The organism is Treponema primitia ZAS-1 (assembly GCF_000297095.1).
GTDB lineage: Bacteria > Spirochaetota > Spirochaetia > Treponematales > Breznakiellaceae > Termitinema > Termitinema primitia_A.
Map to the genome: position 1 here is coordinate 100,981 of NZ_AEEA01000058.1, position 19,199 is coordinate 120,179.

Annotated in this window: 18 protein-coding genes; 10 read left to right on the top strand and 8 right to left on the bottom strand. The window is 51.0% G+C overall.

Translation table 11 applies throughout. From position 1 onward, the window contains the following. Positions 1–6: 6 nt before the first annotated feature. From gspG to TPRIMZ1_RS0111265, 7 genes are all read left to right on the top strand, one after another. Positions 7–450: a type II secretion system major pseudopilin GspG gene (gspG, locus tag TPRIMZ1_RS0111235; RefSeq protein ID WP_010259480.1), complete on the top strand. Its 444-nt coding sequence runs from the start codon at positions 7–9 to the stop codon at positions 448–450. A 164-nt stretch (positions 451–614) separates the two neighbouring features. Continuing rightward, positions 615–1,124 (top strand): PulJ/GspJ family protein, encoded by a 510-nt coding sequence (locus TPRIMZ1_RS0111240; RefSeq protein WP_010259483.1) that lies wholly within the window; start codon positions 615–617, stop codon positions 1,122–1,124. Next, positions 1,121–2,158 carry a hypothetical protein gene (locus TPRIMZ1_RS0111245; RefSeq protein ID WP_010259485.1) on the top strand — a complete coding sequence of 346 codons (1,038 nt, stop codon included), beginning with the start codon at positions 1,121–1,123 and terminating at the stop codon, positions 2,156–2,158. Before TPRIMZ1_RS0111240 ends, TPRIMZ1_RS0111245 begins: the two co-directional genes overlap by 4 nt. Further along, positions 2,158–3,291 carry a hypothetical protein gene (locus tag TPRIMZ1_RS0111250; protein WP_010259487.1) on the top strand — a complete coding sequence of 378 codons (1,134 nt, stop codon included), beginning with the start codon at positions 2,158–2,160 and terminating at the stop codon, positions 3,289–3,291. Before TPRIMZ1_RS0111245 ends, TPRIMZ1_RS0111250 begins: the two co-directional genes overlap by 1 nt. Beyond that, on the top strand, positions 3,281–3,781 hold the full coding sequence (locus tag TPRIMZ1_RS0111255) for a hypothetical protein (protein ID WP_010259489.1): 501 nt from the start codon (positions 3,281–3,283) through the stop codon (positions 3,779–3,781). Before TPRIMZ1_RS0111250 ends, TPRIMZ1_RS0111255 begins: the two co-directional genes overlap by 11 nt. Then, on the top strand, positions 3,771–4,247 hold the full coding sequence (locus tag TPRIMZ1_RS0111260) for a hypothetical protein (protein ID WP_010259491.1): 477 nt from the start codon (positions 3,771–3,773) through the stop codon (positions 4,245–4,247). The genes TPRIMZ1_RS0111255 and TPRIMZ1_RS0111260 overlap by 11 nt, the downstream gene beginning before the upstream one ends. 1 nt (position 4,248) lies before the next feature. Beyond that, a complete protein-coding gene (locus tag TPRIMZ1_RS0111265) occupies positions 4,249–4,917 on the top strand; it encodes a carboxypeptidase-like regulatory domain-containing protein (RefSeq protein WP_010259493.1) in 669 nt (222 codons plus the stop codon). Between the two features lie 9 nt (positions 4,918–4,926). On the opposite strand, the gene TPRIMZ1_RS0111270 is transcribed toward TPRIMZ1_RS0111265, so the two are convergent. The 6 genes from TPRIMZ1_RS0111270 to TPRIMZ1_RS0111300 all read right to left on the bottom strand — a co-directional run bounded on the left by TPRIMZ1_RS0111270 (position 4,927) and on the right by TPRIMZ1_RS0111300 (position 13,599). Next, positions 4,927–5,307, bottom strand: a complete 381-nt coding sequence (locus TPRIMZ1_RS0111270) for a PG0541 family transporter-associated protein (RefSeq protein ID WP_010259495.1) — start codon at positions 5,305–5,307, stop codon at positions 4,927–4,929. Beyond that, complete coding sequence (locus TPRIMZ1_RS0111275) at positions 5,304–8,573, bottom strand: efflux RND transporter permease subunit (protein ID WP_010259498.1); 3,270 nt, start codon at positions 8,571–8,573, stop codon at positions 5,304–5,306. Before TPRIMZ1_RS0111275 ends, TPRIMZ1_RS0111270 begins: the two co-directional genes overlap by 4 nt. An 11-nt stretch (positions 8,574–8,584) precedes the next feature. After that, entirely contained in the window at positions 8,585–9,556 is a 972-nt protein-coding gene (locus TPRIMZ1_RS0111280; protein WP_010259500.1) for an efflux RND transporter periplasmic adaptor subunit, read from the bottom strand. Next, the gene (locus TPRIMZ1_RS0111285; RefSeq protein WP_010259502.1) at positions 9,553–10,962 is read right to left on the bottom strand and encodes a TolC family protein; all 1,410 of its coding nucleotides are present in this window, start codon (positions 10,960–10,962) and stop codon (positions 9,553–9,555) included. Before TPRIMZ1_RS0111285 ends, TPRIMZ1_RS0111280 begins: the two co-directional genes overlap by 4 nt. A 152-nt stretch (positions 10,963–11,114) precedes the next feature. After that, positions 11,115–12,320, bottom strand: a complete 1,206-nt coding sequence (locus TPRIMZ1_RS0111295) for a TetR/AcrR family transcriptional regulator (RefSeq protein ID WP_010259506.1) — start codon at positions 12,318–12,320, stop codon at positions 11,115–11,117. A gap of 280 nt (positions 12,321–12,600) precedes the next feature. Next, complete coding sequence (locus tag TPRIMZ1_RS0111300) at positions 12,601–13,599, bottom strand: LacI family DNA-binding transcriptional regulator (RefSeq protein WP_010259508.1); 999 nt, start codon at positions 13,597–13,599, stop codon at positions 12,601–12,603. 188 nt (positions 13,600–13,787) lie between these two features. Here TPRIMZ1_RS0111300 and TPRIMZ1_RS0111305 point away from each other — a divergent pair, with 188 nt between their 5' ends. From TPRIMZ1_RS0111305 to TPRIMZ1_RS0111315, 3 genes are read left to right on the top strand one after another with little or no spacing between them, the layout of a single operon-like run. After that, on the top strand, positions 13,788–15,290 hold the full coding sequence (locus tag TPRIMZ1_RS0111305; protein ID WP_010259512.1) for a sugar ABC transporter ATP-binding protein: 1,503 nt from the start codon (positions 13,788–13,790) through the stop codon (positions 15,288–15,290). A gap of 35 nt (positions 15,291–15,325) precedes the next feature. Continuing rightward, positions 15,326–16,360, top strand: coding sequence for an ABC transporter permease (locus TPRIMZ1_RS0111310; RefSeq protein WP_010259514.1), 1,035 nt, complete (start codon positions 15,326–15,328; stop codon positions 16,358–16,360). A gap of 51 nt (positions 16,361–16,411) precedes the next feature. Further along, complete coding sequence (locus TPRIMZ1_RS0111315; protein WP_010259516.1) at positions 16,412–17,368, top strand: substrate-binding domain-containing protein; 957 nt, start codon at positions 16,412–16,414, stop codon at positions 17,366–17,368. Between the two features lie 117 nt (positions 17,369–17,485). Here the strand turns inward: TPRIMZ1_RS0111315 and TPRIMZ1_RS0111320 are convergent, their stop codons facing one another. Further along, positions 17,486–17,980, bottom strand: coding sequence for a cob(I)yrinic acid a,c-diamide adenosyltransferase (locus tag TPRIMZ1_RS0111320; protein WP_010259518.1), 495 nt, complete (start codon positions 17,978–17,980; stop codon positions 17,486–17,488). Beyond that, on the bottom strand, positions 17,977–19,188 hold the full coding sequence (locus tag TPRIMZ1_RS0111325; RefSeq protein ID WP_010259520.1) for an alanyl-tRNA editing protein: 1,212 nt from the start codon (positions 19,186–19,188) through the stop codon (positions 17,977–17,979). The genes TPRIMZ1_RS0111320 and TPRIMZ1_RS0111325 overlap by 4 nt, the downstream gene beginning before the upstream one ends. Positions 19,189–19,199 lie beyond the last annotated feature (11 nt).

The following is a 19,199-nucleotide window of genomic DNA, read 5'->3' on the forward strand; positions in this document are numbered from 1 at the left end:
AATAGTATGAACGAGAAAGAACTTCAGGAAGACCCCCAGGGCGGATGGACCTTTATCGAAACCTTGATTGTAATCGGTATCATCCTGATCCTAACATCTTCCGTGGGATTTACCGCGGTAAAATACCTCGACAGGGCAAAGATGGTTACCGCCCGGAGCCAGATAGAAACCTTCACCCTGGGTATGGACGCCTATTTTTTTGACTGCGGCCACTACCCCCCGGATACCCAGGGTCTGGGCGCACTCTGGGAAAAGCCGGATTCCGGCGGCCTATTGGCTGCCTGGAACGGACCCTATATTAACAAACCTGTTCCCAGAGACCCCTGGGGTAATGAATATGAATATATCATCCCGGGATACAATGATATGCCCTATGGCATCCGTTGTTTCGGCAGGGATGGAAAGGAAGGAGGAACCGGAAATGACGCGGATATCTGTTCATGGGAGTGAAGGCGGCTTTGTATTATTGGACGCCCTATTTTGCCTATTTACAGCAGCATTGATACTCCTACTAATCTCAAGCAGCGTTTCAACTGTCGTGAGTTATTCTTCAAAAATAATTGCAGATGGCATTAGTATTATTGAAGAAAGAAACAACAATATAGGAAAATCGTATGAAAAATAATTCCCAGGCAGGGTTTACCCTGGTAGAAACATTAATTGCCCTTGGCGTGGTAAGTCTTATTATGACCATCCTTACTATTTCCATGACTTCATCAGCTGCAGCCCTGGAAAAATCAAAGGACAGGGCTCTATTTGGGATAAAACTTCTCAGAGCCGATTCGCTAATCCGCGACAGGATCGGCGCAGTGGCTGTCCCCTACTGGGAATTGCCTGTCCTGGAAGCCGGCGAGTCTTCTGTTCGGATCTCCTGGTACCAGGGAGAACGGAACGGCTATATACGGCTCCTGACAGAAAAGGATGCCCTGATTATGGAGACTGAGGATAAAAGAAAAAAAGAAAGGATTGTGTTGATCTCCGGACTCGACGGAACGAACCTCTCCATACTCCGGGATGAACAGCATATTCCCTACGGTATCGATGTTATCTATTTACATAGGCAGAAAACCTACCATACCATGTCGGCTTTCTCAACTTCTTCTCTCATAAGAGGCCTTCCATGAAAAAATTAATTGACACTTGGGAAGCAGGATTCGTATCAATGATATTCCTCCTTTCCCTATTCTTCCTGTCGGTTCTTTCACTTGGGGCAGCCATTTATATTTCTTCAACAATTACAATTGAAGGCCGGGAAAAGACTAATACTTCCATTAGGGTTGAAATGGATACGTTTCTGGAAGATATTATGGAAACCCTCTTATCCGATCCAAGTCCGGGGGTAAATAGCTTTGATGATCCGGTCTGGGCATGGAACGGAAAAAATATACGGGGTTATACCGTATCCCTGGCGCCAATTTCAGACAGGATTAACCCAAATTTAGTACGAAAAAATATTTTTGATAAAACCCGGCTCTCCCTTCTTTTTCGCCCGGAAAAAAATGCGGATGAATTACAGCAATTTCGGGAGGATTTCGGGCTTTTCCTTGGGTACGAAACTTTTCAGGATTTTTTTGAAGAGAGCCTATTTAAAAAATATTTTTCGCCCTATGGCTGGGCGAATATCAACCTTACCGACGAGTTCGCAGCCCGGCAATTGGGGACATCCCTTACGAATGACCCCATAAAAGGGGAGGCGCTCCGTGAAAAAATACGCATACTCCTCATGGACCAGCGGCTCATGGATCGGGAAAATCTTTCGGCATTTCTTGGGGTATCTCTTAGGGAACTCTATCCCTTTATTAACGCTGAACCCTTGATGAATATTAACTTTGTGGAACCCCTGATCCTGGAAGAACTTCTCGCCTATCCGGATTACCATATTCGGCATCCGGAACAAATTGCAGGCGACATAGTATATCTGCGGCAAACGGAAGGTCTTAGCGCAGAAAATATGTGTTCAATTCTTGGAATCGATAAATCAAATCCACTTTTCTATTATTTTGGTTCTATAACATGGTTTTGGGAAATCGCAATAGCAACAAATACCGGAGACCAGAAAAGTCATTCCCTCAACGCCGTGGTATGCAGGCTGCCCCCAGGGGCGTATCCGGTAGATTCTAAACCGGAATATAAAATCATTGAACGGAGGTTTAAATAATGCCGCCCCTATCTATTTGTAACGATCGTGCTTTTTTGATTTCCCCATTGGAAGTTCCGGTATATATACTGGAACTTCCATCAACCCCGAAGGGTCCGCTTCCGGAAGAGACATTCATTGAAGGGGAGATAGGTAACCAGCTAAAGGCGCTGTATCCCGGAACACCGGCGGACACCATTATGGACTATACATTATACCGCCCCCAAAAACGGGACAGAATCCGGCAGTTTAACACCGTAGCGGTATTTGTGTGTTCCCGTCCGGTACATGAAATTTACAGAAATCTCAAACGTCCCCTTATTCCCGGAATTGCCCTTATGGCAGAGGGTATGCATAATTTTAATGAAAAAACTATGTTGACCATCCTCTGCACCCCCCAGTGGATCGAAGCCGCTTTTTTTGAAGATGATGTGATCCGCCGCTATGGATCCTGCCCAATGGGAGCCGACGGGCTTCCCCTCACCCTGATAACTCCCTTCCTGGACGGTCCTGAGTCCGGGGACATACCGGCGCTTCTTATCATTGCCGGTTCCGGTGAAGAACAGAATAGGAATACAAAAAAAGCATTGAATCAGCTTTTTAAGCGGCTAATTGACATTGACATTAACGAAATTAGTATAAAGAAAAAAATAAAAATATTGGGAATCTTTAGCGACAACAAAGGCCGCACCCTAATCCGCCGGAAAAGGGACATTAAGTTACTGGCAGCCCTTAATTGCATTTCCTTATTATTATCCCTGCATTTAATTTCCGGAGAAAAAAACACGGAACTTTCCCGGCTTGAAAACTACTATCAGGAACAAAACCGGAGACAAAATGAAGTAAAAAGGCTGGAAGGGGAAATAAATGAACTACTATCACATCAAACACGGGAACCCCAGGTGCAGGATCTTTATCCCTACGAGATTATTTCAAAAATCAGAGACTGCCTTTCCGGTACCTGGATAAGATCTTTGGCAATACAGGAGGAAAATTTCAATATGGAAGCCGAGGGACCCGATTCAATCGGCGTATTGCAATCGATGCAGGCATCGGGTTATTTCAGCGGATTAACCATCCATCAGGCATCGCCATTAAAAAATTCGATGGAACAATTCACTATTTCAGGGAGGGTAAAGGATCATGAAAAATAATAAAGCTGATTTCTTAATTTCTTTTTTTGGGCTGATCATTTCCGTAGTTTTTATTATTATCTTTATTGGTAAAATTCTGGAAATCCGCAGTACCCTGGAGTCCATGGATCAATACCGTAATATCCTAAATGAAACACACGTCCTTCCACTAAGTTATCTTTCCGATCTGGATAATCAAGTAAAAAACCTGCGGAACCGGGAAATTTCCGGGGAAGGGCTTAAAACCAAGGATCCCCAGGGCCCGGAAGAACACATTGGTATGATACGCGATTTACTGCGGAATCATAAAATAGAAGTTGAACGTTTCAGAACTATCGGAAAGGAGGGAATCTCAGCATCCGAATTTATCCTGAACGGCGAAGGAGTTAATTTCTTTAACTTTTTGAAGGAGGCGCCAAAAATCCAACTCCCCCTGAACTATATCAGCATAAAACCGACTTCCGGTTTTTCAAAAATCAACGCCACTGTGAGGTTTAACCATGTACCGTAAACTGTTTATCGCCAAAATTATACTTGCCCTTGGAATTCCGGTGTTTCCCCTGGGCGCCCTATTTTATGCTTCCCAAAACAGGCCGCCCATCCCACGGGAAGAATTAGCGGAGAATGTAATTATTCCTGTTACCCTGCCGGATATACCGGAAAAGAAGCAGCCACAAACCGGAGCGGACCAGCTTGCCCTTATTTTTCGTCCACCAATCAATAAACCGGCATCGAAGACTCCTGTGCCGGAGAATCCGGTTCCTGGGGATGGAAACACCGATCCTATACCAATCCCGGGAGAAGAAAAATTCAGCTACCTTGGCTTAATACGTGAAACCGATAACCAGGAGTGGTTATACCTAAAAGACAGGGAATCCGGTAGGATCATTTCAATAAACGCAGGTCTGGTATCGGCAGACGCAGAATATTCTGTGATTAATATTGACGGTACACAATATTTTATAAGGAGAAATTAGCATGAAAAATTATTTAATCTGTTTAAGCATCATTATGGCAGTTTTCTTTTCCTGTGCAACAAGTCCCATTCAGAAAAGAACAGCGGCCGGTCTGTACGGCATGATCTACGATGGAGATAACAAGCCGGTCAAGGAAGTTAAAATATATGCGGGAGATAAATTCAGCGCCATCAGCGATATTAACGGCCATTTTTCCCTGCCCGGTTTGAAGCCCGGTAAAGAGTACCGCATCAAGGCCTGTAAAGAGAATTATGAAGCGGTAGAATTGGAAATTGATTATCTGGATCCCCAAAATGTACTATACATCAACATATACCATGTGGATCAGCTTTTAAACCTGGCGGAACAGGCCCTGCGGGATAAGGACTGGTTACAGACCGAATCACTTTTGTCCAGAACCGAGTATGCCCACGGAGATTACCCGTCCATCCAATACCTCCGGGGTATCATGGCATTCCACAGGGGCGAATATGATAATGCGCTGGGTATTCTGATTAAGCTAACGGAACAGGAAAAGGCTCCATACCTGTATTTGTTTATTGCGGATCTGTATCAATACTACACCGGAGATAAGGACCGTGCGGTACTCTTTCTGAACAAATTTCTGGAATTACGGTATGACACGGAGCTTGATAACCGGATCCGGGAACTAACCGGATCCGGCACCTAGCATTTCTATTTATTCCAACCCGGCCAAGCCCGCCAGCCCTTCGGCGCCCTCCGGTTCCGGGGGCGGGGCTTCTTCGGCCGGAGCCGGCAAAGCTTCCCGGGGCTGGGAGTCGGCGGAACGGAGGCCGAAGAGCTTTATTCCCTCGCCGGGAAAACGCTCCTTAACCTGGGCAACCGCCCGCTCTATGCCGCGGGCTTCATCTTCTTCGCACCATACCACCAGAACAAAATTTTCTTCCGGCCAAATGGCGTCCCCCATCTTGGGGCCGGATCTGCCGACCCCCATAACATTGGGATATCTGGTGTAGTACTTACCTACATTCTCCAAAGCAAAAGCTTCCAGAATGTTCTCCTCAACAGAGTGGTTCGCTATTATCTCTATCCGGATCATACTCCGGCCTCCTGGGTCTGAATCTTGGAATCCGGCAGGATTTCCAGGGCGGTCCTTGCCGCGTTCTGGGCTTTAGCCTGTCTCCGGGTTAAACCCTGGGCAATCCGGTTACGGCGCGCTTCCGCACGGGCTGCCTGTTCGTCCGAATGCCTATTCATGATGTAATACACCGTGGGCATGAGGAACAGGGTCATGAGAGTGCCGAAGGCAAGGCCCCCCAATACAGTTTTGCCAATAGGCGCAGTCATTACCGAACCTTCGCCGGGGACGAATGCCATGGGGGCCAGTCCCAGGATGGTGGTGAGGGTGGTCATCAGGATGGGCCTGAGCCGGTTCCCTGCGGCTTCCACACAGGCATCGTGCAAAGAGTACCCCCGCTTGCGCAGCAGGTTGGTGTAGTCCACCAGGACGATACCGTTATTAACAATAACCCCTACCAGTACTAACAGTCCTACTGCGGTAAGGATGTTAAAGACATCGCCGGAGATGAAGTAAATTGCCACCACACCGATGAGGGAAAGTGGAATAGTAAGAATAACAATGAAGGGATCCTTGAAGGATTCAAACAAACTTGCCATAACCCCGAAGACCAGGAAAATGGCCACCGCGACGATCAGCAAGAAATTACCCATCATCTTCATCATCTCCGAGTTGCCCCCGCCGTATTCAATGACCACATCCTCATCGGCGGGTATTGACGACTGAACCAAGTTGCGGACCTTCTCATCCAGGGTATTAAGCTTAGCCCCAGGAGCGCCGCTGGCAGTAATATGGATGACCCGGCTCTGGTTTTCACGGTTGATTGACATAGGGCCGGTGCCTTCCTTATAGGTGGCAAAGTTGGAAAGGGGCACCCGCCCGCCGCTCATCTGGCTGTTCACAAAAATATGATCCAGTGCAGGCCGGGTACTCCGGTCCGCTTCCGCCAGAACCAGCACCACATCGTAATTGATGCCATTGTCTTTGTACCGGGTGGCGGTGATGCCGTCCACTGCGGCTTTTATCTCATTACCAATGGTGTACGCATTAAGACCCATGGAGTATATCCGGTCCCGGTCAAGTTCAATCTCGATCTGGGGCAGTCCGTCTTTCAGGCTTACCTGGGGTTCTTTTACCTCGGGAACGTTATCCCGAAGAAGTTGTGCAATTTGTTCAGCCAAGACCTTGCCCTTCACGAGGTCATCTGTGCGGAGGATGATGTCAACTGCGGGACTACTGCCGCCCATACCGCCGCCGCCGCCAAATCCGCCGCCGGAGAAACTAAAGGAAACCCCGGGAAATTCGTTAAAGTGGGCGCGCATCTTGGTTTTAATATTCTCGGCGCTGTCGATCCGCTGCTCAAAATCCGGAAGGTTGATACGCAGGGAACCCGAGTTGGTCGAGGAACCGCCGAACATATTGCCGCCTCCGGCGTTCAGAACGATCCGGTCATAGCCCTGTACTTCCCGCTGCACAATGAGCTGCATTTTCTGCAGGGTTGCCTCGGTTTCCACCAGGGGGGTTCCCATGGGAAGGGTGGCAGTAATACTTACCGAATCAGCGTCCTGTTCGGGCATAAAAACCCAGCCTATTTTGGGGATAAGCATGATGCTTCCGGCAAAAAGCAGGACCAGGAACCCTATCACAATGGCCTTGTGCCGCAGCACCCGATCTACCGCCTTACGGTATGCATTGTCAAGGCCGGTGAAGAAATTCTCGAAGGCCTTGTCAATGGAAGCGAGGAAACGATTACTCAGGGGTTTCTGCTTCCGGGTTACCAGGGGGAAGTAATGGCTGCCCAACACGGGCACCAGGAAGATTGCCACCAGCAGGGAGATGGTCAGGGATATTACCACCGTAAAGGCCAAGCCCGCAAACATTTCGCCGGCCATTTCCAGCAGGCCCTGGAACATGACCAGGGGGGCAAATACGCAGATGGTGGTCAGGGTGGAAGCGGCAATGGCAACGATCATTTCCGATGTGCCCAAAATAGCCGCAGGCTGAAGTTTTGCTCCCTTTTCCCGGTAATGGTAGATATTCTCCAGGATAACAACGGAGTTATCCACCAGCATACCTATACCCAGGACCAGCCCCGCCATGGTCATTAAATTCAGGGTAAGGCCTAAGAAGTACATCAACATGATAGTAACAACAATGGAAACAGGAATACTGATGCCGATGATCAGGGTCGGTTTTATGGACCGGAGGAATATAAAGAGCACAATAATTGCCAGGGCCGCCCCGGATAGGGCGCTGCTTGTTACTTCATTAAGGGAATTTTCTATCTGATCCGTGGTGTTAAAGTTCTCTGTTATCTTGATATCCTGGGGAAGCTCACCGGCGATCTTGACCAGCCGGGCCCGCAGTTCCTTGGCGGTCTGCACCGAATTCTTTCCGCTCTGTTTCTGGACCATGAGCATCACCGAAGGCTGGCCGTTCACCAATACTACCGATTCCTGGCTCTTGTAACCCTCGAAGACATCGGCAATATCCCTAAGATAAATTGTGCGGGGCATCTCCACCTGGCCGTTTACCACGCCCCCGCCCTTGTAGGAGATGACCGTATTACGAATCTGTTCCAGGGAGGTGTATTCACCCATGGTGGTGAGGATATAGTTCATCCCCCCTTCGGTGATGGACCCTGCGGATACCTGGGCATTGTTCCCCGCCAGCATCTGTTGGATCTGGGTTACCGTAAGGCCGTAGGCTTCAAGCCTGTTTTGGGACACCTCCACCCGGATGATCTTTTCCCGCCCGCCGTTTATCGACGCGGTGGCCACACCGGGAGTCTGCTCTATCCGGGGAATGATGGTGTCCTCGGAAATCTCCCGCAGTTCCTCCGGGGAACGGTTCCCCGTAACCTGGAGCCCCATGATGGGCAGCATGGAAGGATCCATTTTAAACATCATGGGAGTATCCGCCCCGGTGGGCATATAGTTTCTGATCCGTTCCAGGGCGTCCCGGACGGAGTTGGCCGCATCCGCCAAATCGGTGCCGTAGGTAAACTCCATGATCACCATACTGGTACCTTTGGATGAAGTGGATGTCAGCTCTTCAAGGGCGGACACACTGGATAGCGCCGCCTCCAGGGTCCGGGTTACGCTGCGTTCAACCTCTTCGGGGCCAGCCCCGGGATAGGATGTGTATACTATCAGATAGGGGGGGTTTATTTCAGGAAGCAGGTCGATAGGCATATTTACCATGGCAAAGACACCCAGCCCAATGAGAAGCGCAAAAATAATAAATATTGTCGTCGGCCTTCCGACCGCCATTTTAGCCATACTCATGAATGACCTCCTTAATTGGCGGCGCTTAAGGGCGCAACCTGTTCAATCACGTTGATCCGTGAACCATCCTCCAGAAGGGTTTGGCCCCGGACGATAATTTCCTGATTAGGGGTAAGCCCCTGCTGCACTTCCAGAACGCTGTCCACCAGAATACCCGGGGTTATTACCTGACGCCGGGCAATGCGGAAAGCGGGGTCCGTAGGATCCGTGGCCACCGTAAACACATAGTTTTCGTCGGAACGCTGGAGCATGGCGCCGGCGGGGATCTTCACAATATTACTTTTTTCTTCGGTGATGACCCGTACCTTGGCGAACATCCCCGCTTTCAGTTTTGAACCGGGGTTCTCCACATTGATCCGCACCTCCATGGTTCGGGAAGCGGCATCTACCACCGGAGATATCTCAGTAACACTGCCCCGGAAAACTTCCCCGGGCCAGGCGTCCAGGGTAATCTGACAGGGCTGCCGCAGGGCTATCTTGGAAATAAACCGTTCCGCCACATAGAGCTTGATCTCCAGGGCATTCCCCCCGGCGATCCTTGCCAGGGGCACCGCCTGGCTTATGGTCATCCCCATTTGGGCGGGCAGGGATGTTACAATCCCCGCAATGGGCGCCCGGGCGATATTAGCCTGGTAGGTCATCCCCGGCTTGGAGGGGTCCACCGCCGCCACCGGATCGTTCCGGTTAACCCGGTCACCCACGGCAACGTAAACCCGGGTTATCTTCCCGGCGGCATCGGAATAGGTGTCCACCGACGTACCGGATACGATATCCCCGGATAAGGCGAGGTAATCCAGGATCTGCCCCTGAACCGCCAAGGTGGTATTCACCGCAAATACCGGAACCGCCGGCGCCGCAGCTGCACCCCCGGGACCTGCCTTTTTCTTATCCTGAGAGGCCTTGATCTGGCTGCATCCCGAAAAAACCATGGCTATGACAACAAGCGCCACAACGATGGCGCCCCTATACTGTATTCTTTTCACTTTGTGTTTCCCCCATTACTTAAGGTTCCGAATGGAACTCCTATGGAATATTCCAGGTCGATAAGACCGGTACGATAGTTAAACTGTTGTTCCAGCATCTGCACCCTGGCCTGACGCCGGGCCAGATCCGCATTCTGCACCTGAAGCAATTCCTGGAGCCCCGCCCGGTACGCTTCTTCGGTCAGCTGGTAGCTCCGTTCCGCCAAAGCTACGGTCTGGGCCTGGGTTTCTGCGGAGATCTGCGCCCGTTCCAGGGAGAAAACGGTATTGTAGATTTCAATCTCCGTCCCCCGTATGGCCTGGGCAAGCAAGATGTTCTGAGCGCGTAAATTATTGTCCGTATCCTTTAGCCCCTGCCCTTGTTTGGTAAAGGGAAAGAGGCTGTTCAGGCTCATACCCAGGGTGATAGAAAAGGCGCCCCGATCCATCCAGTTATCCCCGTCACCCCAGCTGTTGTCCCAAGGTCCAAGTAAGGTGGGAGAATAATTCCAGGCAAAATTGATGTACGGTGTATAGAGCTGCAGCGCCTGAACTTTCCTTAAGCTCTGCATGGCAAGAACGGACTGCCGCAGTTCCAAAATATCCGGCTTCCCGTTGGCGGACTTGGTAATCAAATCCTTTACATCCAGGGAGATATAATTAAGGTCACCGGTCACCGGTACAAGCTCAAACTGGGTATCGTAATCCAAGCCAAGGCTCATGGCGAAGTTGGCCATAGCAACCTTCAATCCATTTTCCATCTGGTCGATGGAGGGCTTCAAATTATCCCTGGATACCTGGGCCTGGAGCAACGTAAGCTGGGGAACGAGACCGTTCCGATAATTCGCCTGAGCCATAGTAACCTGACGCTCCGCATTAGCAAAACTTCCCTGCAGCAGGGCGATATTCTCCTGGAGCAGGAGCATCTGGTAGTAGGACTTTCGTATATCCCGCTCCATCTGCGCCCGGGCCTTGGCAAAGCTTAATAGTCCACTTTGATAATTCACCTTAACGCTATTGATACCTTCGATCAGGGCAAAACTGAAGTTGAGGGATGCAGAAAGGTTCCCGTTGAAGCTCCACAGCTCCGGTTGAAGCGGAGAAGCCTCCTCGTTACTCCGGCTAAGGGTTCCCCGCACATCAAACTCCGGTAGGAACTGATTCCATACCAGACTGAATTGCCGCTTCTTGGTATCCAGGGCTACCCGGGAAGATTCCAAGCTAAGGTTGTTCTGTACAGCCAGCTCAACCGCCTCGTCCGGGGTGATACGCCGGACCGTTTGGCCCGCTGCCGGGCTTTCAGCGGAATTTCCGGCTTGACCAAAGGCCGCTGCGGCACAGAGGAAAAAGGCTAGAACCAAGCCGGGGGAATGCGGCAGCCGCAAAAGGCGGCGGACGCAGGGACCGGCACGACAGGGGTGTTTCATATTAGGACTCCTTCTCTATTAACCTGGGGAACGTGCTTAAACACCGAATCCGCAAGGCTAACCTGTATTTCAAGCCCGCTATCCGCGCGGCTTCCTACGGCTTCTTGCCGTTTCTTACCATACATTAGAATATACTGCTTTTGGTTCATTTTTTACCATCCTTCTATTCCTAAAACAATAAATTTATATAGAATTTGAAAACTTGTATTAGACACATCCGAAAAAGAGAACCTCTCGGGCCTCCTCATAAGGGTGTTAACGACGAGAAAGAGTATCCATTGGGACAGGGTTTCCCCTGAAAGTGCCAATCCGCCCGGGTTCTCCCCGGCGCCTTCCAATTTGATATCCGCAAAGATCCGATAAATCCGCGGCGGCACCGTAACCCCCAGGTCCAGCCGCCGGGTCCTGATCCAATCCAGGGTGATAAGGATCTCCGGCCGGGACCGGAGATAATTGGCTATGGCCGCTATGGCCAGGTAAAACTGCTCCTCCGGCAGCTCGGATCGGCTTTGCTCCAACTCAGCGTAATCCACTATCCTATCGAATTCGGCGATAAACATTTGGCCCAGCATATCCGCCTTGCTTTTGAAGTGGGCATAGAGGCCGCTTTTGGAGAGCCCCGAACGCTGGGCAACCATATCCATGGAAGCGTTCCAGGGTCCCGCCTCGGCAACCGCCCCGGCAACCGCCTTGAGCAGCCCTTCGTTCTCCCCCTCCGGGGGAATCTGATGGCCGCCGGACTTCTCCAATTTTTCAAAATCCAGGGCATTCACCAGGTTTTTATCAAAACCAAGCCCATGGGAAATAACCCCCTCGGCAAAGGAAATAAACTGCTGGATTTCTTCATTTGTAGGTTCCCCGGTTTTTCCGTGCCTGCTTTTATGAAAAAGGGTAACCAAAAAGAAAATGGCAGTAACAATCAACTGGGCTTTGCTGGGATGATCATCCCCTGCCTCAAGGAAAAACCAGTGTTTCTTTACATCCATTCCGCGGATCGCGAATTGCCGCAAAATATCCTTATCCCGGTTTTTATCGCCGTAGACCTCGATTAAAGAAAAAATGAAAATATACTTATGCCGAGCGTAATATTCGGCGAAATTCCGGGCCATGAGGAGTATCCCCTGGTTAATATCCCGGCTTTCCACCGCCTTCTCGTAGGACGCCTTCATAAAGCCCACATAGTGATCGCAGTAATACCCGTACATACCATCCAGAAGGGCGCCCCTGCTCTCAAAATGACGATACAAAGCCGGCTTAGTAACCCCAAGGGCTTGCGCAATTTGAGAAAGACTGGTAGTTTTAAACAGTTCCCGGCCCCATACCTGGAACGCTGTTTCTATTATATCTGTTTTATTCATTGGTATTACCGTATGTTACCGAACGGTCGTTAACATATACAATAACGAATCTCAAAATAAAAAGCAACAGGGTTTTCGTAAATAATTTCACAAAATATGCAAATCGGCAAAGACGGGAGGAGGGAGGGGCATCCCCGGCGCTCGCACGCAGGTAGAGTCTGCTTGCGGAGCCCCTTCGGGTCTCCTCCAGCAGGGAATTCCCTATGTGCTCGGCCGGGGATGCCCCTCCCTCCTCCCGCCGGTGTTTATAACATGAAGAGGAAGTATTTCCCGGCTGAGTTCACTTGCCGGTGGACTTTCGGATAATAAGATGGGGGTCAAGAGTCCGCCTGAAGGGGGGGGTTCCGTTCTTTTTTATGATATTCATAAGATCCTCCGCTGCGGTTCGGCCCATAGTAAATACCTGCTGGGAAACGGTCGTAAGGGGAACCTGGCAGAGAGCGGAAAGACGGATATCGTCAAAACCTGCCACCGCAGCCTGTTCGGGGATGGCGATACCCATTTCCAGAAACCGAGTGATAAAGCCGATGGCCACATAATCGTTGGTCACAAAAAGGCTGGTTTTTTTTGTTTTAATGGAATCGGATTCCGCGATCTGCGCGGCCAGTACATATCCGTCCTGGTAGGTCTTGGCGTCGGAATATCGGGTAGTCCGTACCGCGCCGGCCCTGAGATGATCATCAAAACCCTTAATACGGTCCCGAACGGATTCGTGGTCAAATACCGAAACCAGGATAATCTGCTCATGATCCAATGAATTGATGTGTTCCGCCATCAGGGCTCCGCCCTTGTAGTTATCGCAGCTCACATAGGAAACTTCGGGGTCATCGGACCGACAATTCATCAGCACAAAGGGAATACCTGATTTTTTAAGCGCCTCCACGGTTGCGGAATCCGAAGCCGCGGGGGTTATCAGAATACCGTCCACCCGGTTGTTTATCAGAGAACGAACCCCCTGTAATTCCCGCTCAGGGATCCAGTGGGAACTCATGACCTGAAAAAAATAATCATTTACCGAGATAACGCTGTCGATACCGTCGGCCAAATCGATATAGAAATTATTGGGGAATTCATCCACCACCACGCCGATGGTTTTGGTGGGCATCCCCGCGAGGCCCTGGGCCAGGATATTGGGAGTATAACCATACTTATCTATAATAGAAGAGACTTTTTTCCGGGTCCTTTCATGTACCAGAGAGGACTTGGACAAAACACGGGAAACCGTGGCTTTGGAAACTCCGGCCTCCCGGGCAATATCGGCAATGGTCATGGGTTTCATGTATAACCAGCATGTCACCTTTTCCAATATCTATCAAGTTAAAGCATTATAGAAGATTTTAATTGACAAAACCTCAAATAGGGGGTATCATTTTTTATATTTTATCGAATTTTTGAAATTTAAGCCCTAAATGAAACCGGTTTCATTTTGTCCGGTTAGATTAGGGGAATACGACAGTGGGAGGCATAATGGGTGACTATATCGTTGAACTGGAAAATATAAATAAGGCATTTTCCGGTGTTCCAGCCCTCAAGGATGTCCATTTCAATCTCAAGGCTGGGGAAGTACATGCGCTTCTGGGGGAGAATGGGGCGGGAAAGTCCACCCTGGTAAAAATACTCAGCGGGGTCTATACCAAGGACTCCGGTACGGTCAAGGTTTTCGGTGAAACCGTTGATGCCCTCAACCCAAAAATAGCGGCGGAACTGGGTATAGCGATTATCCATCAGGAACTGAACCTGTGTTCCCACCTCACGGTTGCGGAAAATATATTCCTCGGCAAAGAACTGACCAAACACGGGCTCTTGGACAAGCGGACCGCCAACGAAAAGGCCAGGGAACTTCTCAAAAGCCTTAATATTGATTTAAACCCGGAAATGCTCGTGGGCGACCTGCAGGTTTCAAAGCAGCAGATGGTAGAGATTGCAAAGGCCCTTTCGAAAAACGCCCGGGTGCTTATCATGGACGAGCCTACTTCGGCCCTTACGGCGACCGAGATTGAAGAACTGTTTAAGATAATCAAAACTCTCAAGGGAAAAGGCCACGGGATTGTTTACATATCCCACCGGCTGGAAGAACTGCAGCATATTGTTGATCGGGTTACCGTGCTCCGGGACGGGACCTATGTCATCACCGCGGACTTCAAAGAAACTACCCAGCCGCAGTTGATTTCCCACATGGTCGGCCGGGACATTAAAGAAAAGTTCCCCCGGGTCGAGTGCCCGGTGGGGAAGACCGTGCTTGAGGTAAAAAATCTCAATGCCGGCCGGCTGGTCCGGGACATCAGTTTTGAACTGCATGAAGGGGAGATCGTAGGAATAGCCGGCCTCATGGGCGCAGGGAGAACGGAAACGACCCGGGCTTTGTACGGGATAGACCCAAAACAGTCGGGGGAGATTATCCTTGACGGCAAGAGTATCACCATTAACAAGCCCGCAGACTCCATTCGTTCGGGGATTGTGCTTATCCCGGAGGACCGCAAGAAGGACGGGCTTTTTACCAAGCTTTCCATAAAGAGCAATATCGGTATGCCGAACCTGGATCTGCTTTCCGACGCCCTGGGGATTGTAAACAAGGGCAAGGAAAAGGGGATGGCCCTTAAGGCGGTGGACGATTTGAAGATAAAGCTGTCCGGCCTGGAAAGCGATGCGGCAAATCTGTCCGGCGGGAACCAGCAAAAAGTCGTGGTAGGCAAATGGATGTCCAGGAGCTTCCGGGTTGCGATCTTTGACGAACCCACCAGGGGTATTGATGTTGCCGCCAAAATAGAAATTTACAATATCATTAACCGGCTTAAGCAGGACGGCGTCGGTATCCTTTTCGTATCCTCAGAGCTGCCGGAAATATTGGGAATCTCGGACCGGATCATCGTTATGTGCGACGGCAGAATAACCGGGGCAATGTCCAGGGCGGAAGCCACCCAGGAGACCATATTGGACCTGGCGACACGGTTCGAAAAAAAGATAGCGTAGGGATTATTAAAATTGGGAAAAAGTGAGGAAACAGTATGGGCATTAGTGTGAATAGCATTCAAAAGACGTTCCGCGCACGCGGGGTAGGACAGGTTATCGTTGTAACGGGCTTTCTGATCGTGCTGCTTATTATCTTCCAGACCTTGAACAACAACTTTCTGGGTCCAAGAAATATTCAGAACCTGCTCAGGCAGATCGCGCCTTTCATTATTGTCGGGATCGCCCAGTCTTTTGTGCTGATTACCGGTAACATTGACCTTTCCATAGGATCCGTACTTGGTATGAGCTGCATGATTTCTGCAACCCTTATGACCAAGACGGTGCCGCCCCTATTTGCCGCGGCTATTGCGCTCATTGTCTGTCTCGTCATCGGCGTTGCCAACGGCTTCCTCGTTGCCCAATTCAAACTTCCGCCCTTCATTGCAACCCTCGGTACCATGACCATAGCCAGGGGTATAGCCCAGATTAGCAATGGCAGCCGCAATACCCGGGCCATTGACTCCACCGAGAATTATAAATTGATAAGTTCCGACGCTGCGGCTTCTTTAAAGTCCCAGGTAGAGGTCTTTCGGGATTTTTTCTACTACCACAAACTATTTGGGTTTTTATTCTCCACCATGGTCATTGCCTTGGTACTCTGGATCATCTTTAACTTTATTCTTACCAGTACCAAGACCGGCCGTCATTTGTATGCGGTGGGCAGCAATATTGAGGCAGCCAAGATGTCCGGTATAAGCGTACTGAAGGTTACCCTGGTGGCCTATGTGGTCAGCGCCCTCTGTTCCGGGGTTGTGGGCCTTATTCAAACAGCCCAGAGCGGTACCGGTGATATGAGCGCCGGAAACACCTACGAGCTGTATGCGGTCGCCGCAAGCGTCATTGGCGGGGTAAGTACCCTCGGCGGACAGGGTCTGCTGGTGGGAACCATAGTAGGAGCGGCCATCTGGTCGACCCTCTCGAACGGCCTTTCCCTGGCAAATGTCCCCGTAGCGATCCAGAATATAACCGTCGGTATTATTGTTATAATTTCTGTGTTGTCCGATGTCGTTATCAGGCGGCGCAGCAAGTAAGCAGTTTCAGGCAGTATGCCTTGAAATAAAATCAAGTTTTGGAGGAAGAGTATGAAATTACTTAAAAGGTCGGTAATTGCGGCGCTCGTTCTGCTGATAGCAGCGGGTAGTGTGTTTGCCAAGGGCGGAAGCGAGAGCGGCGCCGCGGGTTCAAAAAAGGTTAAGATTTACTTAATCACCATGGACCAGATGGATGCGTATTGGAATTTTATCGATGCGGGCTGTAAGAAGGCGATTGCAGAGATCGGCGCGGACAAAATCGAATATCTTTTTGATTCGCCGGAGCGGAAGGACAACAACGCCCAGATCACCAAGATCGAAAACGCTGCAGCCAACGGCGCTAACTACATCCTGTTAGCCGCCAACGACACGGAAGCCCAGAACGGCGCTATCGCGGCTGCCGCCAAACAGGGGGTTAAGTTTATTTTTGTTGACGCCCCCGCAAGCTGGTCCGGCGCCATCGCGACGATCACGACCAACAACGAAGCCGCCGGTAAAACAGCAGGCGAGCAGCTGCTTGCCAAGCTCCAGGCCAACGGCGTAACCAGCGGTAATCTCGGTATCGTCAATGTAAACATTGCCACCGCTTCCACCGTAGCCCGTGAAAAGGGTTTCCGCTCTGCCTTTGAAGGCAAGGGTTATTCTATCCTCCCCACCCAGTATGCTGAAGGCGACCCCGCAAGGTCCCAGGAAATTGCCTCCAACTACATCACCCAGGGTGTGGTAGGTATTTTCGGCGCCAATGAAGGCGCCACCGTAGGTACCGCCAATGCTATCAAAGAAGCCGGTGGAAAGGTACTGGGCGTTGGTTTTGATACCGGCGGATCCGTACTCGACCTGATCGACCAGGGAGTAATTATCGGTACCATGGCCCAGAATCCCGGAATGATGGGTGAGTTAGGGGTAAAGAACGCCTACACCGATTATACCGGCGGAACCATTGCCGATAAGAATGTAGACTCCGGCGTCACCGTAGTGACCAGCGCGAATTCTTCGCAGTTCCGGTAGAACTTTTTTAAAAGCTGCAGACGGGGTTGTTTGGGATGATTCCCGGACAACCCCGTTTTTTTATCCCCCCTTATTCGCCTTCTGTACCTTCGAGTCCTTGGTGGTTAAAAATTCTTCCTATTCTTCTTCGCCGTGCTCCTCGGAACGGGCGAGCATGAAGAGCAGATCCGACAGGCGGTTCATGTAACGGAGCAGATGGGGCGAGACCGGTTCCTGGCGGTTAAGGGTTACCAGCCGCCGTTCGGCCCGGCGGCATACGGTTCTGGCAATGTCGAGTTTCGCCGAGGCGGGGTTTTTCCCCGGGATGATGAAGCCCCGCATGGGGTACTGTTCCTCAATCTCGTGGATCAACGCGGTGAGCCATTCCGGGTCAATAGCCGTCTCCGCTTTGGAGGAGCCCAGCAGCCCGGGGGCGGCGAAAAGGTCCCGTTGAACCGATTCGATAAGGGTTTTAGTCCGTTCCAGGTGCGCGGCGGCCTTCGCATCCCCTAAAAAAGAGTTAAGCTCATCAAGGACGCCGATAAATTCAACCTGGGGATGATCCTTCGGAACTGAAGTTCCTAAAAAGAGTTCCGTACTGCCGTCATCGCCAAGACCGGTGGAAATACTCATATCGCTGCCTCCTGGGGGATTGATTTTAGAAAGGCGGTTAAATCCTCCGCCCGGGAAAACTGGCCCTGAAAGAAGGATGGCCCCCCGCCGCCCTTCCCGCCATGCTTTTCCATTGTATCCTTTAACAAGGGCCGGATGTCCAGGGCTTTAACTGAACAGAGACCGGCGAATTTAAGGTCACCAGGGGAGGCAAGCACCAACACTGCGGAGCTTAGTTTTTGGGCAGCCCGGCCTATGCGCAGGACCTCCTCCATATCCGTATCGCTTAAGCACTCTGTCAGTACCTTCCCTTCACCGGCCTGGGCTTCAAACCCCGGCTTCCCCGCGATCAGGGCTTTAGCCCGGCGGAGGGCGGCGTCCTCTTCCAGGTCCTTCAGTCTCCGTTCCAAAAGCGAAGTCTTTTCCAGCAGGGCCAACACCCCGGCGCCGGTTTCCGTCACCGGGACCTTGAGAGCCCGGGAGGCTATCTCCGCGTTATGCCGCAGGAGCCGGCTGTCCCGGAGTACCCGCCGCCCGGCAATAAAGCTGACCCTGATCATGCCCTTGTACTTTTCCGCTCCCAAGATACGGAGCATCCCGATATCGCCGGTGGCGGCCAGGTGGGTACCGCAGCAGGGCGAAAAATCATTCCCCCGGATCTCCACCACCCGGATCACATCCTCCCCCTTGGGGGGGATCTTCCGCAGGGGAAAATCCTCAACCCTTTCGGGCGGACAAAGATGGATAATCACCGGATGATCCCCTTCAATGGCGTCCGCCACCGCCTCTTCCACGGCAATCAGGGTTTCATCGGTCATTTCCTTAGTATCCACATCAATTGTACAGACCTCATCCCCAAGGTGCATGGAAACCGTGTACGCGCCGGTCATACGGAGTATGGTCCCCGAAAGAAGGTGCTGGGCGGTATGGAGTGTCGTAAAATCCCGGCGCCGTGCCCGGTCAAGGATCAGCTCCGCCGGTCCGGGACTGAGCTTTTGCCCATCCCCATTATTTACTATATGGAAAATTTCATCATCCTTTTCCTGAACATCCAGCACCGGAATCCCATTGATGGTCCCCCGGTCGCCCGGCTGTCCGCCCCCCTCGGGGTAAAATATCGTGGCATCCAGGATCAGCGCCGTCTTATCCGTATAGGGCCGAAGTTCCAGAATATTGGCGGCAAAAGATTCGGCGGCGGGCATTTCGTAATAAACTTTTCGGGTTTCCATGGGACTACTCC